Here is a 14450-nt window from a genome sequence, read left to right as displayed (position 1 = left end):
GTGGGGGAGGAGGAAGGGAGGGCTATCAGGGGTAACGCCAAAAGGGAGAGGCTACCCCCCCCCCCCACGGGGCCCCCCCGGGCCACTTCGCGTGCGTACGGAAGGAACTCAGCGGCGGTGCTGCGAGTCCGCGACCGTCACCTCGACGCGCTGGAACTCCTTGAGCTCGCTGTAGCCGGTGGTGGCCATCGAGCGGCGCAGCGCGCCGAACATGTTCATCGAGCCGTCCGGCACGCGCGAGGGACCGGTGAGGATCTCCTCCGTGGTGCCGACGACGCCCAGGTTCATGCGCTTGCCGCGCGGCACGTCCTCGTGGACGGCCTCCATGCCCCAGTGGTGGCCCTGGCCGGGCGCGTCCGTGGCGCGGGCCAGCGGGGAGCCCATCATGACGGCGTCCGCACCGCAGGCGACGGCCTTCGGGATGTCGCCGGACCAGCCCACGCCGCCGTCCGCGATGACGTGCACGTACCGGCCGCCGGACTCGTCCATGTAGTCGCGGCGGGCGGCGGCCACGTCGGCGACGGCGGTCGCCATCGGGACCTGGATGCCCAGCACGTTGCGGGTGGTGTGCGCGGCGCCGCCGCCGAAGCCCACCAGCACGCCGGCCGCGCCGGTGCGCATCAGGTGCAGGGCCGCGGTGTACGTGGCGCAGCCGCCGACGATCACCGGCACGTCCAGCTCGTAGATGAACTGCTTGAGGTTCAGCGGCTCGGCCGCGCCCGAGACGTGCTCGGCGGAGACGGTCGTGCCCCGGATGACGAAGATGTCGACACCGGCGTCCACGACGGCCTTGGAGAACTCGGCCGTGCGCTGCGGGGACAGCGCGGCGGCGGTGACCACGCCCGACTCGCGCACCTCCTTGATGCGCCGGCCGATCAGCTCCGCCTTGATGGGCTCGGCGTAGATCTCCTGGAGGCGGCGGGTGGCGGCGTTCTCGTCGTTCAGCTCGCGGATCTCGGCGAGCAGCGGCTCCGGGTCCTCGTACCGCGTCCACAGGCCTTCGAGGTTCAGGACGCCGAGGCCGCCCATCTCGCCGATGCGGATGGCGGTCTCGGGGGAGACGACCGAGTCCATCGGAGCGGCCAGGAACGGCAGCTCGAAGCGGTAGGCGTCGATCTGCCAGGCGATCGAGACCTCCTTCGGGTCCCGCGTACGCCGGCTCGGCACGATGGCGATGTCGTCGAACGCGTACGCCCTGCGGCCGCGCTTGCCGCGCCCGATCTCGATCTCAGTCACGTTGTGTGGCCTTTCCCTCTTGGTGTGCCGTTCCAGTATCCCCGACACGCAGCGAAGGGGCGGTCCCGGTGACCCCGGGACCGCCCCACGCGCGCGCCGTGCCTACTTGCGGCTGTAGTTCGGCGCCTCGACCGTCATCTGGATGTCGTGCGGGTGGCTCTCCTTGAGGCCCGCCGAGGTGATGCGGACGAAGCGGCCGTTGTCCTGGAGCTCGGGGACCGTGCGGCCGCCGACGTAGAACATCGACTGGCGCAGCCCGCCGACGAGCTGGTGCACGACCGCCGAGACCGGGCCCCGGTAGGGCACCTGGCCCTCGATGCCCTCGGGCACGAGCTTGTCGTCGGTGCGCACGCCCTCCTGGAAGTAGCGGTCCTTGGAGTACGACTTGTTGTCGCCGCGCGTCTGCATGGCGCCCAGCGAACCCATGCCCCGGTACGACTTGAACTGCTTGCCGTTGATGAACAGCAGCTCGCCCGGGGACTCCTCGCAGCCCGCGAGCAGCGAGCCCAGCATGACCGTGTCCGCGCCGGCGACGAGCGCCTTGGCGATGTCGCCGGAGTACTGGAGGCCGCCGTCGCCGATGACCGGGACGCCCGCGGCCTTCGCGGCGAGCGCGGCCTCGTAGATCGCGGTGACCTGCGGGACGCCGATACCGGCGACCACCCGGGTGGTGCAGATGGAGCCGGGGCCGACGCCCACCTTGATGCCGTCGACACCGGCGTCGATGAGGGCCTGGGCGCCGTCGCGGGTGGCGATGTTGCCGCCGATGACGTCGATGCCCGAGGTGTTCGACTTGATCTTGGCGACCATGTCGCCGACCAGCTTGGAGTGGCCGTGCGCGGTGTCCACGACGATGAAGTCGACACCGGCCTCGGCCAGCGCCTGGGCGCGCTCGAACGCGTCCCCGGCGACGCCGACGGCCGCGCCGACGAGCAGCCGGCCGTCGGCGTCCTTCGCGGCGTTCGGGTACTTCTCGGCCTTGACGAAGTCCTTGACCGTGATGAGGCCCTTGAGGATGCCCGCGTCGTCGACCAGCGGCAGCTTCTCGATCTTGTGGCGGCGCAGGAGCTGCACCGCGTCGACGCTGGAGATGCCGACCTTGCCGGTGACCAGCGGCATCGGCGTCATGACCTCGCGCACCTGACGGCTGCGGTCGGTCTCGAAGGCCATGTCGCGGTTGGTGACGATGCCGAGCAGCTTGCCCGCCGGGTCGGTGACCGGGACGCCGCTGATGCGGAACTTCGCGCACAGCTCGTTCGCCTCGGCGAGCGTGGCGTCCGGGTGCACGGTGATCGGGTCGGTGACCATACCGGACTCGGAGCGCTTCACCAGGTCGACCTGGTTGGCCTGGTCGGCGATGGAGAGATTGCGGTGCAGGACGCCGACGCCGCCCTGGCGGGCCATCGCGATGGCCATCCGGGACTCGGTGACCTTGTCCATGGCGGCGGACAGCAGGGGGATGTTCACCCGTACGTTCCGCGAGATCAGCGAGGAGGTGTCGATCTGGTCGGGGGCCATGTCCGACGCGCCCGGCAGCAGCAGCACATCGTCGTAGGTCAGCCCGAGCGTCGCGAATTTCTCCGGCACTCCATCGACGTTCGCAGTCATGACACCTTCCAAATGGTCTTGCCCGGCGCGGATGTCCATGCTAACGGGAACCTGAGGTGTCTGATTCCACGATCATGACAAGCGGCCGAGTTCGTACGTTCCTCCCGCGCACGGGTACGCCGATGTGCTACGCGGCGGGGCGGGCCGCGCCCGCGCGGCGGGGGCTACTGCTCGGCGAGGGCGCGCAGGCGGCTCAGCGCCCTGTGCTGTGCGACACGCACGGCGCCCGGGGACATGCCGAGCTTCTGGCCCGTCTCCTCGGCGGTCAGACCGACCGCGACCCGCAGCACCAGCAGCTCGCGCTGGTGCTCGGGCAGGTTGGCCAGGAGTTTCTTGGCCCAGGCGGCGTCGCTGCTGAGCAGCGCCCGCTCCTCGGGGCCCAGCGAGTCGTCGGGCCGCTCCGGCATCTCGTCGGAGGGCACCGCGGTCGACCCGGGGTGGCGCATCGCGGCGCGCTGGAGGTCGGCGACCTTGTGCGCGGCGATGGCGAAGACGAAGGCCTCGAAGGGGCGCCCGGTGTCGCGGTAGCGAGGCAGTGCCATCAGCACCGCGACGCACACCTCCTGCGCCAGGTCCTCCACGAAGTGACGGGCGTCACCGGGCAGCCGGGACAGCCGTGCCCTGCAATAACGCAGGGCGAGGGGGTGGACGTGCGCGAGGAGGTCGTGGGTCGCCTGCTCGTCGCCCTCGACGGCCCGGTGCACCAGGGCACCGATGGCCCCCTGGGCCGCCACCGCCTCGTCGTCGCGCATCGGACCATGGTGCCTTGACGTTCCGGCATCCGCGCCGCCGCGCCCGTAGTTGTGCACTGAAGCGTTATGAGCAGGTACGCCAGGACTCATCTCCCGCGCCCTCCCCTTCCGCTCGACCGACCCGTTCCCGAGGAACCCCATCCCTCAAGGATGCGGCATCGGCCGCCGAACCGGGATCGGGCGTCCTGCGCCCCGCCCGCGCGAAGGCGGGCGGGGGACCATCTCATGCGCACGACCGCATGCGTGGGGTCGGGTCCTCAGCGGACCAGGCCCCACCGGAAGCCGAGCGCCACCGCGTGCGCGCGGTCCGAGGCGCCGAGCTTCTTGAAGAGCCGGCGGGCGTGCGTCTTGACCGTGTCCTCGGAGAGGAAGAGCTCACGGCCGATCTCGGCGTTGGACCGGCCGTGACTCATGCCCTCCAGGACCTGGATCTCGCGGGCGGTGAGGGTCGGGGCGGCACCCATCTCGGCGGACCGCAGCCTGCGCGGGGCGAGCCGCCAGGTCGGGTCGGCCAGGGCCTGCGTGACCGTCGCGCGCAGCTCGGCGCGGGACGCGTCCTTGTGCAGGTACCCGCGGGCCCCCGCGGCGACCGCGAGGGCGACCCCGTCGAGGTCCTCCGCGACGGTCAGCATGATGATGCGGGCGCCGGGGTCGGCGGACAGCAGTCGACGGACGGTCTCCACGCCACCCAGACCGGGCATGCGCACGTCCATCAGAATCAGGTCCGAACGGTCGGCGCCCCAGCGGCGGAGGACTTCCTCGCCGTTGGCCGCCGTCGTCACGCGCTCGACGCCGGGCACGGTCGCGACCGCGCGGCGGAGCGCCTCTCGGGCAAGCGGGGAGTCGTCACAGACGAGGACGGATGTCATGACAGTCGCCCTCCGCTCCTGCCGCTCCGGCAGCTGATGCGCGTCACCTTGGGCCTCCAGGCTGAATACAAGTCGTCACCTGTGCGGTTGACGCTCTCGGACACCTGCCCGATCGCTCTTTCCTTCAACCGCCTCAGCCCACTCAACGACGGTCACTCGAAAGAGTTACGGCCTCGGAATGCGACCCCTGAAGCCCTGGTGCCCCATTTAGTCGCTTTTCTTCCCTTTTGCTGGTGTCTGTGGCTAGATTCGCAATGAGTCATATTTACATCTACTCAGACCGGAGATGTTGGAAGATGTGATGATCTCGGTGATCGTTCCGCTTCAGCACAGACGCTCAGCACAGACGCAAGGGGACAACCAATGGCAGATTTCTCCCGCCTTCCCGGACCCAACGCCGACCTGTGGGACTGGCAGCTCCTCGCCGCGTGCCGCGGGGTCGACAGCTCGTTGTTCTTCCACCCGGAGGGCGAGCGCGGGGCCGCGCGGAGCGCACGTGAGAACTCGGCGAAGGAGGTCTGCATGAGGTGCCCGGTCCGCGCCCAGTGCGCGGCGCACGCACTCCAGGTCCGCGAGCCGTACGGAGTGTGGGGCGGCCTCACCGAGGACGAGCGCGAGGAGCTGATGGGCCGGGCCAGACACCGCCTGGTGCCCGCGGGCACGGCGACGGGGCAGAAGCAGGCCCCGGCGGGGGCGGGGGCGGGCGCCCCCGTGAAGGGCGGCGGCGCGGAGCGCGCGCGGCGCGTCACCCTGGCGAAGTAACGGCCGCTCCCCTCTGCGCAGAAACGTTTCGGCACACCGTCCACCCGCTTGGCCCCGCCCATCCGGCGGGCGGCCGGCCGGATGCGGCCGGGGGCGGGGGTTTCGAGGTGCGCGCCGGGGGCCGGGCCCGCCTCCGGCGCCCGGTCAGCGGGACGCGGCCCGCGCGAGCTGGTCGAGCGTGGCGGCGACCGCCGGCACCTGCGCCAGGTCGGGCAGGGTGAGCGCGACGATCTCGCGCCGCACGGCGGGCTCCACGGCGACGGTGCGCACCCCCGTGGGGCGGACCGTCTCGACGGCCAGCTCGGGCAGGACGGCCACGCCGAGACCCGCGCCGACCAGGCCGATCACGGCCGGGGAGTCGTCGGTGGCGAAGTCGATGCGGGGGGTGAAGCCGGCGCTCTCGCAGACCTCGACGAGCTGGCGGCGGCAGCGCGGGCAGCCCGCGATCCAGGACTCCTCGGCGAACTCCCCGATGCTCACCGGCCCGGCGTCCCCGGCGTCCGCGAGCCGGTGCCCCTCGGGGACCAGGCCGATCAGACGGTCCGTGAGCAGGGGGCGTACGACCAGGTCGGTCCAGTCCTCGGCGGCGGCGCCCGGACCGTAGCGGAAGGCGAGCGCCACGTCGCAGTCGCCCTCGCGGAGCATCTCCACCGAGCGCGGCGGCTCCGCGTCGACCAGCGAGACGCGGGTGCCGGGGTGGGCGGCGCGCAGGGCGGCGAGCGCGGTGGGGACCAGGGTGGAGCTGCCGGAGGGGAAGGAGACCAGGCGGACGCGTCCGGCGCGCAGGCCCGCGATGGCGGCGACCTCCTCCTCGGCGGCGGTGAGCCCGGCAAGGATGCCCACCGCGTGCCGGACCAGGGCCGTGCCCGCCTGGGTCAGGCGCATCTCGCGGCCGGTGCGGATGAGCAGCGGGGTGCCCGCCGACTGCTCCAGGGCCTTCATCTGCTGGCTGACGGCGGGCTGGGTGCAGCCGAGTTCACGGGCGGCGGCGGAGAAGGACCCGGTGGAGGCGACTGCGCGCAGCACACGGAGGTGGCGGGCTTCGATCATACGTCGAGAATAAGTCAGGCTTGGGGTGCGAAGCGCATTATTGCGGGTGGCTTTGAGGCGGGCTCGGTTAGCGTGCTGGCCATGGAGCTTCTGAGCGTGAATCTGGGGCGGGCGACCGCCAGTGAGCACACCGACCACGCGGACGGCCTGACCGGCATCGGCAAACGCCCGGTGGACGGGCCGGTCGAGGTCCGCGACCCGGGCCCCCGGGGCACCGGCGGCAGCGGGCTCGCCGGTGACGAGATCTGCGAGCTGCGCCATCACGGCGGCACCCACCAGGCGGTCTACGCGTACGCCCGGGAGGACCTCGACCGGTGGGAGGCGGAACTCGGCCGGCCGTTGCGCAACGGGGAGTTCGGCGAGAACTTCACGACCGCTGGGCTGGACGTGAACGGGGCGCGGATAGGCGAGCGCTGGCGGGTGGGCGACTCGCTGCTGCTGGAGGTGACCTCCTCGCGCATCCCGTGCCGTACGTTCGCGGGCGTACTGGACGAGAGGCGCTGGGTGAAGCGGTTCACGGCGGCCGCCGTGCCGGGTGCGTACCTCCGGGTGGTGGAGCCCGGGACCGTACGGGCCGGTGACGCGATCGAGGTGGTGCACCGGCCGGCGCACGAGGTGACGGTGAGCGTGCAGTTCCGGGCCATCACGCTGGAGCGGGACCTGCTGCCCGGGCTGCTGGCGGCCGGGGCGGCACTGCACCCGGACACCCGACGCACGGTGCAGACGTACCTGGCGAAAACGGGGCGCGACGGTGTGAACACCCGGTGAAGTCCCCCGGCGGACAAGGGGTGGTGGGCGGCACGACCGGCGGGCGGGGTGCGTGCGGGGCACTACCGTGGGGCGCATGACGACTGCACTGATCACGGGCGCGACCGCAGGCATCGGCTCCGCCTTCGCGCGGCGACTGGCCTCCGACGGGCACAACCTGGTGGTGGTGGCACGCGACACCGAGCGCCTCCAGAAGCAGGCGACGGAACTGCACGACAAGCACGCCGTGGAGGTCGAGGTGCTCACCGCCGACCTCGCCACGGAGGAGGGGATCGCAGCCGTCGAGAAGCGGCTCGCGGACCGCACGCACCCGGTGGACCTGCTGGTCAACAACGCCGGTTTCGGCAACAAGGGCGAGTTCCTCGACGTCCCGATGGCCGATGAGCTGACCATGCTGAAGGTGCACTGCGAGGCGGTGCTGCGGCTGACGTCGGCGGCCGTGAAGGGCATGAGGGAGCGCGGGCGCGGCGGCGTGGTGAACGTCGCCTCGGTCGCCGCCTTCGTGCCGCGCGGCACGTACGGGGCGAGCAAGGCGTGGGTCGTGCAGTTCACCCAGGGCGTGGCGAAGGACCTGGCCGGCAGCGGGGTGCGGCTGATGGCGCTGTGCCCGGGCTTCGTGCGCACGGAGTTCCACGAGCGGGCGGGCATGGGGACCGACAACATCCCGTCGTGGATGTGGCTGGACGCGGACAAGCTGGTCGCGGAGGCGCTGAAGGACATGGCGCGCGGCAAGTCGCTGTCGATCCCGGACCCGCGCTACAAGGCGCTGATGGGCGTGGTGAAGGTGGCCCCGCGGCGGCTGCTCGGCGGGATCACCTCGAAGACGGGGCGGAAGTACGGTCCTCAGTAGGGCAGTTGGAGTTCGGTGACGGCGCCGTCGTCCTGCCAGGTGATCTGGAGGACGGCGGCGTCTTCCGTACGGCTGCGGCGTACGTCGGCGAGGTGGGCGACCGGGGCCGGGGCGGGCTCCGCCGTGAGGGAGGCGAGGGCGACGAAGAGGGAACTCGTGCCGCCGCCCGTTCGTCCTCGCAGTACGGCGGTGTGGGCGGCCGGGCCGAACGGGGTCGGTCCGGCCGGGAGCCGGTCTGCTTCCGGCACGTCCGTGTCGTAGCCGTGGACGGGGTGGAGCTGGGCGGTGGGCCCGTCCGGGGTGACGGCCCAGCCGGTCTGGCGGACCGGGGTGCCGGGCGGTGCGCCGGTGACCAGGTGCGCGCGGACCTCGGTGCGGCCGTGGGCGGCGGTGGCGGAGACGACGCGGACGCCGGGGGCGGGGGTGTGCGTGGAGGATGCCCAGTCGGGGCCGTGGCCGGCGGGGGTGGCGGGGCCACGTGCGGTGGGGGCGCCGTCGAGGACCAGGGCGAAGTGGTTGTCGGGGGTCCTGTGGGAGGGGCCGGTGCGGGTGGAGTAGGCGAAGCGGGCGTAGAGGGGGTCGTCCTCGGGGCCGACGTGGTTGCTGCCGTGGTTGTGCAGGCGGACCAGGCCGTCGGCGGCGGTGGACTGGATGAGCAGGTGGGGCGGGGCGGCGAGGGTGACCGTGTCGGCGGTCTCGGCGGGGAGGGGCTCCTCGGGGTCCGTCCAGGCGGGGTGGTCGGCGGGCAGGAGCAGGCCGAGGAAGCCCTTGGCGGCCCAGTAGGGCGAGGCGGGGCCCGAGTACGGCTGGACCAGGGGCGGATACGGGCCGTACCAGCCCAGCGTCAGCAGGCCCTCGCTGTCGGGTGCGCCCCGGTCGGTGAAGTGGCGCAGGGTCCCGGAGGCGAGGCGGCGGGTGGCGCCGGGGGTGAGCGGGGTGTGGCCGGTGAGCGCGCCGAGCCAGGGGGCGGCGGCCGCCGCGAAGCGGTAGGTGAGGGAGCGGCCGAAGGGCATGGGGGCGCCGGTCGCGTCGAACAGCCGGGTGTAGTGGCCGAGTTGGGCGTGCAGGCGGGGGCCGTAGCGGGCGAGGAGAGCCCGGTCGCCGGAGAGGTGGGCGTGCAGGACGGGGTAGAAGTGCAGGGCCCAGGCGTTGTAGTGGTCGAAGGACCGGTTGGGGCCGTCGCTGTACCAGCCGTCGCCGAGGTACCAGTCCTCGACGCGGGCGAGGGCGGTGTCGATGGCGTTCTGCGCGCGGTCGGTCTCGATGCCCGCGTCCTTCAGGAATCCGGCGACGGTGAGGCCGAAGAGCCACCAGTTGTTGTCGACGGGGGACGGGCCGAGGGCGGGCAGCAGCCAGTCGACGACGCGCTGCCGCGTGGCGTCGCCGAGGGCGTCCCAGAGCCAGGGGCGGGTCAGGCGCAGGCCGAGGGCGACGGACGCGGACTCCACGACGGCCTGGCGGATGTCGCCGGGGCGGGGCCAGGACTCGGGGTCGCCGGTGCTCAACTCCGCTTCGCCCGTGGGGTGTCGGGTGCCCGCCGTGAGCCCTTCGGCGTACCGGGGGAGGTGGCCGTGCGGGTCGGCGCCGTGCGCGCCCGCGACGCGCAGGGCCGCAAGCAGGAACGTACGGGCATGGCCTTCGAGACCGTCGGAGCGGGGACCGGAGACGCTGGGGCGGGGGCCCGGGAGGTGGATCAGGGCGTGGCGCGGGGTGCTGTACGGGCGTACCGCGAGGAGGAGTTCGTCGGCGGTGTGCTCCCAGTGGGCGCGGGTCCAGCCGGTGTACGGACTGTTGGCGCGGTCCTCGGGGGGCGGTCCGGGCGCACGGTTGTCGGGCGGCGTGGGCATGGGGCTCCCCTGGGGCGGGCGGCTGCGAGGGCGTTGCCGGGAATCATCAACTCCTGCTGATCGAAGGTCAATGCGTTGCGGTCGAATGATCGGGATTTCTGTCGTTCGATCATCGGGGGCGGTGTCTGGACTAGGGTCGGACCGAGCCACCACACCGTCAGCGCAGTCCAACGCCGTCCAGGGGGAACGCACCGTGCGCGAGAGTGCCGCAGAACGTCATGACCGACTGCTGGAGCTGGTCCGCCGGCACGGCACCGCGTGGGTCTCCGACCTGGCCGGACTGCTGGGGGTCTCCCCCGTCACCGCCCGCCGGGACGCCGAGGCGCTGGCCGCGAAGGGGCTGCTGGACCGGGTGCACGGGTCGGTGTCGTGGCCCGCCGCCGCGTCCGTGCCCGGCGGGCGCTCGGACGCCCCGGTGCTCGGACTGCTCGCGCCGTCGGCGACGTACTACTTCGCGGAGGTGATCCGGGGCGCGCACGAGGCGGCGGCGAAGGCCGGGGCCCGGCTGATCCTGCGGATCTCCGACTACCGGCCCGAGGAGGACCGCGCGCGGGTGGACGGACTGCTCGCGGCCGGTGCGCGGGGGCTGCTGGTGGCGCCGGGCTGGCGGCGGCCGCAGGACCCGGCGGAGTACGGGGAGTGGCCGGCCCGGCTGCCGGTCCCGGCCGTGCTCCTGGAGCGGCAGCCGGCGCCCGGTACGGCGCTGGACGGGCTGGACCGGGTCTGCTCGGACCACGCGTACGGGACACTGGTGGCCGTACGCCACCTGGTGGGGCTGGGACACGGGGCGCCGGTGCTGGTGGCGCGGGCGGACAGCCCGACGGCGCTGTCGGTGCGGGCCGGGTACGCGGCGGCGCTGGGGTCGCTGGGGCTGGACGCGCCGCGGGCCGCGATCGACTCCGTACCGGCGGAGCTGGACCCGGAGGGTTTCGAGGCGGCGGTACGGGACCTGTGCGCGGCGGTGGCGCAGGGCGCGACGGCGGCGCTGGTGCACAACGACGTGGACGCGATCCAGATCGTGCAACGGCTCGCGGAGCTGGGGGTGCGGGTGCCCGACGACCTGGCGGTGGTGGCGTACGACGACGAGGTGGCGGCGCTCGCGGACACCCCGCTGACGGCGGTGGCGCCGCCGAAGCGGGAGGTGGGGCGGCACGCGGCGGAGTTGCTGGTGGAGCGGCTGCGGGGGGACGCCGCCGACGAGTCGCCGCGCCGGCATCTGACGCTGCTGCCGAGGCTGCGGGTGCGGGCGTCGTGCGGGGCGGGCACGGAGTCCGCCGGGACGGCCTCCGCGGGAGCCAGTTTCGATCATTCGATCAATCGCTCTTGACTTCGCTCAGGGCTGGTTCAAGGATCGCGGCCAACGCCCATCCCGCCGCCTTCCTTACAGGAGCCATGCCGTGAGCCGCAGTTGGAAGCGAACACCTCTTTCCGCCGTCGGTGCCATCGGCGCCGTCACCGCACTCACCGTCCTCACGGCCTGCGGCGGCGGTGACGGGAGCACCGCGGCGCCGGGCGCCGACGGCAAGCCCGTCGCCATCACCTTCTGGGGCTGGGCGAAGGGCACCAAGGAGGTCGTCGACGCGTTCAACGCCTCGCACACGGACATCAAGGTGAAGTTCGAGGAGATACCGTCCGGCAACGCGGGCGGCTACGCGAAGATCTCCAACGCGGTGAAGGCGGGCAACGCCCCCGACCTGGTGTCCATCGAGTACCCGATGCTGCCGGAGTTCGTCAGCCAGGGCTCGGTGCAGGACATCGGCCCGCTGTTCGGCGACGACCTGAAGAAGAAGTTCCTGCCGCAGGCGGTGGAGCTGACGACGCTCGGCGGCAAGAACTGGGCGGTCCCCTTCGACGCGGCCCCGCAGGCCTTCTACTACCGCAAGGACCTGTTCGAGAAGTACGGCGTGCAGGTGCCGGCGACCTGGGCGGAGTTCCGGGCGGCGGCGGAGAAGGTGAAGAAGGCCGACGCGAAGGCGCGGATCGGCACCTTCTTCCCCGACGACCCGACGACGTTCCAGGCGATGGCCTGGCAGGCGGGCGCCCAGTGGTTCAAGGCCGAGGGCGACACCTGGAAGGTGAACACCGCCGACGCCGCGACCACCAAGGTCTCCGCGTACTGGCAGCAGCTCCTCGACGACGACCTGGTCCGCAACAACGCCTCCTTCAGCCCCGAGTGGACCAGCTCCCTCAAGAACGGCGGCACGGTCGGCTACCTCGGCGCGGCCTGGGGCGCGGGCGTCCTGAAGGGCACGCTGCCCGAGCAGAACGGCAAGTGGGCGGTGGCCCCGATGCCGACCTGGGACGGCAGGGCGGCCAGCGGGATGCTCGGCGGGTCGACGTTCGCGGTGCCGAAGAACAGCCGGAAGGCCGCCGCGGCGGTCGAGTTCGCCACGTGGATGACGACGACCGAGGCGGGCATCAAGGCCCGTATCGCGTCCGGGACGTCGAGCGCGTTCCCGGCGGCCGCCGAACTGCGTCCGGCGGCGAAGAAGGCCTTCGACGCCGGGTACTTCGGCGGCCAGGACATCTACCGGGTCTTCGAGGACGCGGGGAAGTCGATCACCCCGAACTGGGCGTGGGGGCCGAGCACCGGCACCACCAACAGCGTCATCAAGGACCGGTTCGGCAAGGTCACGGGCGGCGGCGCCACCATCGCCGACGCGGTGCGAGCCGGACACGACGCGACGGTCGCCGAGCTGAAGAAGCGCGGCCTGAAGGTCGAGGGCTGAGCACCGCCATGACCACCACGAAAGCCGGTCCCCGGCCGGGAGCACCCGCCCGCGGGCCCGGCGGCCGCACCGGCCCGCCGCGCCCGGGCGCCCGGCTCCGGTTCCGTCCCCGGTCCCGGGTCACCGGGGCGGCCGTCCTCCTCCTCGCCCCCTTCTTCGTGCTGTTCGTCCTGGTCATGGTCGTGCCGATCGGTTACGCGGTGTGGCTCAGCCTCTTCAGCGAGCAGCAGTCGGGGCTGGGCTTCGGCGGGACCGAGACCGTGTTCAGCGGGCTCGGCAACTACACGGCGGCGCTGGGCGACCCGGCCTTCCGCGAGGGCTTCGTCGTGCTCCTCGGGTACTGCGCGCTCTACATCCCGCTGATGATCGGCGGAGCCCTCGCGCTGGCGCTGCTGCTGGACTCGGCGCTGGCCCGCGCCCGGCGCTTCTTCCAGCTCGCCCTGTTCCTGCCGCACGCCGTGCCCGGCATCATCGCCGCGCTGATCTGGGTGTACCTGTACACGCCGCAGCTCAGCCCGGTGGTGGAGGCGATGGAGGCGGGCGGGATCGGCTTCGACTTCTTCTCCCCGTCGGGCGCGCTGCCCTCGGTGGTCAACATCGCGCTGTGGGAGTGGCTCGGCTACAACATGGTGATCTTCTACGCGGCCCTCCAGGCCGTCGACCGGTCCGTCCTGGAGGCGGCCACCGTCGACGGGGCGGGGGCCTGGCGCACCGCGTTCAGCATCAAGGTGCCGCTGATCAGGGCGTCCGTGGTGATGGTCGCCCTGTTCACCGTCATCGGCTCGCTCCAGCTCTTCACCGAGCCGCTCATCCTCAACAAGGGCACCGGCTCCGCCGTGACCTCCACCTGGACGCCGAACATGTACGCCTACACCGCCGCCTTCGAACGCAACGACTACGGGCTGGCCGCGGCCGCCTCCGTGCTGCTGGCCCTGACGGCGGCGCTGCTGTCGTTCGTGGTGACGAAGCTGTCGGGCGGGCGCGGCCGCAAGAAGACCGAGCGGAACGAGGCCACCGCATGAGCACCGCCGTGACCCCCGATCCCGCCGACGCCACCAACGCCACCGCCGTCACCCCCGTCTCCCCCACCGCGCCGCCCGGCGCCGCGGGCCGCTGGCTGTCCCGTACCGCGGTCAACGGAGCGCTCGTCCTGGCCACGCTCTACATGCTCTTCCCCCTGGTCTGGCTGCTCACCGCGGCGACCAAGGACGCCGGCGGCCTGCTCGCGGGCAACGCGTTCTCCTTCGAGGGCTTCGACCTCGGCCGCAACCTCTCCGACCTGGCCTCCCACGGTGACGGCGTCTACTTCCGCTGGTACGCCAACTCCCTCCTCTACGCGGGTGTGGGGGCCGTGCTCAGCTCCCTGGTGAGCGTCGCGGCGGGGTACGCCTTCGACAAGTACGCCTTCCGGGGCAAGGAGAAACTCTTCTCCACGGTGCTGCTCGGAGTGCTCGTCCCGACGACCGCGCTCGCCCTGCCCATGTACCTCCTGGCCAGCGAGGTCGGGCTGGTCAACACCTACTGGGCGGTGCTGCTGCCGGTCCTGGTGCACCCCTTCGGCGTCTACCTCTCCCGGGTCTTCAGCGCGGGCTACATCCCGAACGAGGCCCTGGAGGCGGCCCGTATCGACGGGGCGGGCGAGCTGCGCGTCTTCGTGTCGATCGGCCTGCCGATGGTGATGCCGGGGTTCGTGACCGTCTTCCTCTTCCAGTTCACCGCGATCTGGAACAACTTCTTCCTCCCCCTGGTGATGCTGTCGGACCAGAAGCTCTTCCCGCTGAGCCTCGGTCTGTACGCGTGGAACTCCAACGCCCACGCCGAGCCGACGTACCTCCCGATGGTGGTCACCGGCTCCCTCCTCGCCGTCGTCCCCCTGATCGTCGCCTTCGTCTCCCTCCAGCGGCACTGGAAGGCCGGACTCACGGCCGGCAGCGTCAAGTGACGGACGGTTTCCCTTGGCGCCGAACGACCTGATGAGG

Annotated in this window: 13 protein-coding genes; 7 read left to right on the top strand and 6 right to left on the bottom strand. The window is 72.3% G+C overall.

The window, feature by feature from the left end; all coding sequences use genetic code 11:
- Nucleotides 1-108: 108 nt before the first annotated feature.
- From ACZ56L_RS19625 to ACZ56L_RS19610, 4 genes are all read right to left on the bottom strand, one after another.
- Nucleotides 109-1236 (bottom strand): GuaB3 family IMP dehydrogenase-related protein, encoded by a 1128-nt coding sequence (locus ACZ56L_RS19625; protein WP_345228899.1) that lies wholly within the window; start codon nucleotides 1234-1236, stop codon nucleotides 109-111.
- A gap of 102 nt (nucleotides 1237-1338) precedes the next feature.
- A complete protein-coding gene (guaB, locus tag ACZ56L_RS19620) occupies nucleotides 1339-2844 on the bottom strand; it encodes an IMP dehydrogenase (protein ID WP_345228900.1) in 1506 nt (501 codons plus the stop codon).
- Nucleotides 2845-3008: 164 nt separating this feature from the next.
- On the bottom strand, nucleotides 3009-3596 hold the full coding sequence (locus ACZ56L_RS19615) for a sigma-70 family RNA polymerase sigma factor (protein WP_345228901.1): 588 nt from the start codon (nucleotides 3594-3596) through the stop codon (nucleotides 3009-3011).
- 257 nt (nucleotides 3597-3853) lie between these two features.
- On the bottom strand, nucleotides 3854-4465 hold the full coding sequence (locus tag ACZ56L_RS19610; protein ID WP_003948568.1) for a response regulator transcription factor: 612 nt from the start codon (nucleotides 4463-4465) through the stop codon (nucleotides 3854-3856).
- A gap of 363 nt (nucleotides 4466-4828) precedes the next feature.
- Here ACZ56L_RS19610 and ACZ56L_RS19605 point away from each other — a divergent pair, with 363 nt between their 5' ends.
- A complete protein-coding gene (locus tag ACZ56L_RS19605) occupies nucleotides 4829-5227 on the top strand; it encodes a WhiB family transcriptional regulator (RefSeq protein ID WP_401756706.1) in 399 nt (132 codons plus the stop codon).
- Nucleotides 5228-5371: 144 nt separating this feature from the next.
- On the opposite strand, the gene ACZ56L_RS19600 is transcribed toward ACZ56L_RS19605, so the two are convergent.
- Nucleotides 5372-6277, bottom strand: coding sequence for a LysR family transcriptional regulator (locus tag ACZ56L_RS19600; RefSeq protein ID WP_471065281.1), 906 nt, complete (start codon nucleotides 6275-6277; stop codon nucleotides 5372-5374).
- An 81-nt stretch (nucleotides 6278-6358) separates the two neighbouring features.
- Here ACZ56L_RS19600 and ACZ56L_RS19595 point away from each other — a divergent pair, with 81 nt between their 5' ends.
- Entirely contained in the window at nucleotides 6359-7045 is a 687-nt protein-coding gene (locus ACZ56L_RS19595; RefSeq protein ID WP_471065279.1) for an MOSC domain-containing protein, read from the top strand.
- 76 nt (nucleotides 7046-7121) lie between these two features.
- Entirely contained in the window at nucleotides 7122-7895 is a 774-nt protein-coding gene (locus ACZ56L_RS19590) for an SDR family NAD(P)-dependent oxidoreductase (RefSeq protein WP_345228905.1), read from the top strand.
- On the opposite strand, the gene ACZ56L_RS19585 is transcribed toward ACZ56L_RS19590, so the two are convergent.
- A complete protein-coding gene (locus ACZ56L_RS19585) occupies nucleotides 7889-9742 on the bottom strand; it encodes a DUF2264 domain-containing protein (protein WP_471065277.1) in 1854 nt (617 codons plus the stop codon). The two genes, ACZ56L_RS19590 and ACZ56L_RS19585, sit on opposite strands and share 7 nt — an antisense overlap.
- 193 nt (nucleotides 9743-9935) lie before the next feature.
- On the opposite strand from ACZ56L_RS19585, the gene ACZ56L_RS19580 reads away from it, so the two are divergent.
- The 4 genes from ACZ56L_RS19580 (at nucleotide 9936) to ACZ56L_RS19565 (ending at nucleotide 14413) form a co-directional block, all read left to right on the top strand.
- On the top strand, nucleotides 9936-11069 hold the full coding sequence (locus ACZ56L_RS19580; RefSeq protein WP_471065275.1) for a LacI family DNA-binding transcriptional regulator: 1134 nt from the start codon (nucleotides 9936-9938) through the stop codon (nucleotides 11067-11069).
- Between the two features lie 70 nt (nucleotides 11070-11139).
- Nucleotides 11140-12471, top strand: a complete 1332-nt coding sequence (locus ACZ56L_RS19575) for an ABC transporter substrate-binding protein (protein ID WP_471065273.1) — start codon at nucleotides 11140-11142, stop codon at nucleotides 12469-12471.
- A gap of 8 nt (nucleotides 12472-12479) precedes the next feature.
- Entirely contained in the window at nucleotides 12480-13493 is a 1014-nt protein-coding gene (locus ACZ56L_RS19570; RefSeq protein ID WP_468686475.1) for a carbohydrate ABC transporter permease, read from the top strand.
- Nucleotides 13490-14413, top strand: coding sequence for a carbohydrate ABC transporter permease (locus ACZ56L_RS19565; RefSeq protein ID WP_471065271.1), 924 nt, complete (start codon nucleotides 13490-13492; stop codon nucleotides 14411-14413). Before ACZ56L_RS19570 ends, ACZ56L_RS19565 begins: the two co-directional genes overlap by 4 nt.
- Nucleotides 14414-14450 lie beyond the last annotated feature (37 nt).

The organism is Streptomyces sp. NPDC039736, assembly GCF_055596485.1.
The sequence above is the reverse complement of the archived record's forward strand: the minus strand, read 5'-3'. Positions and strand labels throughout refer to the sequence as shown.

Excerpts from the sequence above, each read along its gene's own strand:
- guaB (WP_345228900.1), bottom strand. The coding sequence starts at position 2,844 with ATGACTGCGAACGTCGATGGAGTGCCGGAGAAATTCGCGACGCTCGGG.
- ACZ56L_RS19615 (WP_345228901.1), bottom strand. The coding sequence starts at position 3,596 with ATGCGCGACGACGAGGCGGTGGCGGCCCAGGGGGCCATCGGTGCCCTG.
- ACZ56L_RS19610 (WP_003948568.1), bottom strand. The coding sequence starts at position 4,465 with ATGACATCCGTCCTCGTCTGTGACGACTCCCCGCTTGCCCGAGAGGCG.
- ACZ56L_RS19605 (WP_401756706.1), top strand. The coding sequence starts at position 4,829 with ATGGCAGATTTCTCCCGCCTTCCCGGACCCAACGCCGACCTGTGGGAC.
- ACZ56L_RS19600 (WP_471065281.1), bottom strand. The coding sequence starts at position 6,277 with ATGATCGAAGCCCGCCACCTCCGTGTGCTGCGCGCAGTCGCCTCCACC.
- ACZ56L_RS19595 (WP_471065279.1), top strand. The coding sequence starts at position 6,359 with ATGGAGCTTCTGAGCGTGAATCTGGGGCGGGCGACCGCCAGTGAGCAC.
- ACZ56L_RS19590 (WP_345228905.1), top strand. The coding sequence starts at position 7,122 with ATGACGACTGCACTGATCACGGGCGCGACCGCAGGCATCGGCTCCGCC.
- ACZ56L_RS19585 (WP_471065277.1), bottom strand. The coding sequence starts at position 9,742 with ATGCCCACGCCGCCCGACAACCGTGCGCCCGGACCGCCCCCCGAGGAC.
- ACZ56L_RS19570 (WP_468686475.1), top strand. The coding sequence starts at position 12,480 with ATGACCACCACGAAAGCCGGTCCCCGGCCGGGAGCACCCGCCCGCGGG.
- ACZ56L_RS19565 (WP_471065271.1), top strand. The coding sequence starts at position 13,490 with ATGAGCACCGCCGTGACCCCCGATCCCGCCGACGCCACCAACGCCACC.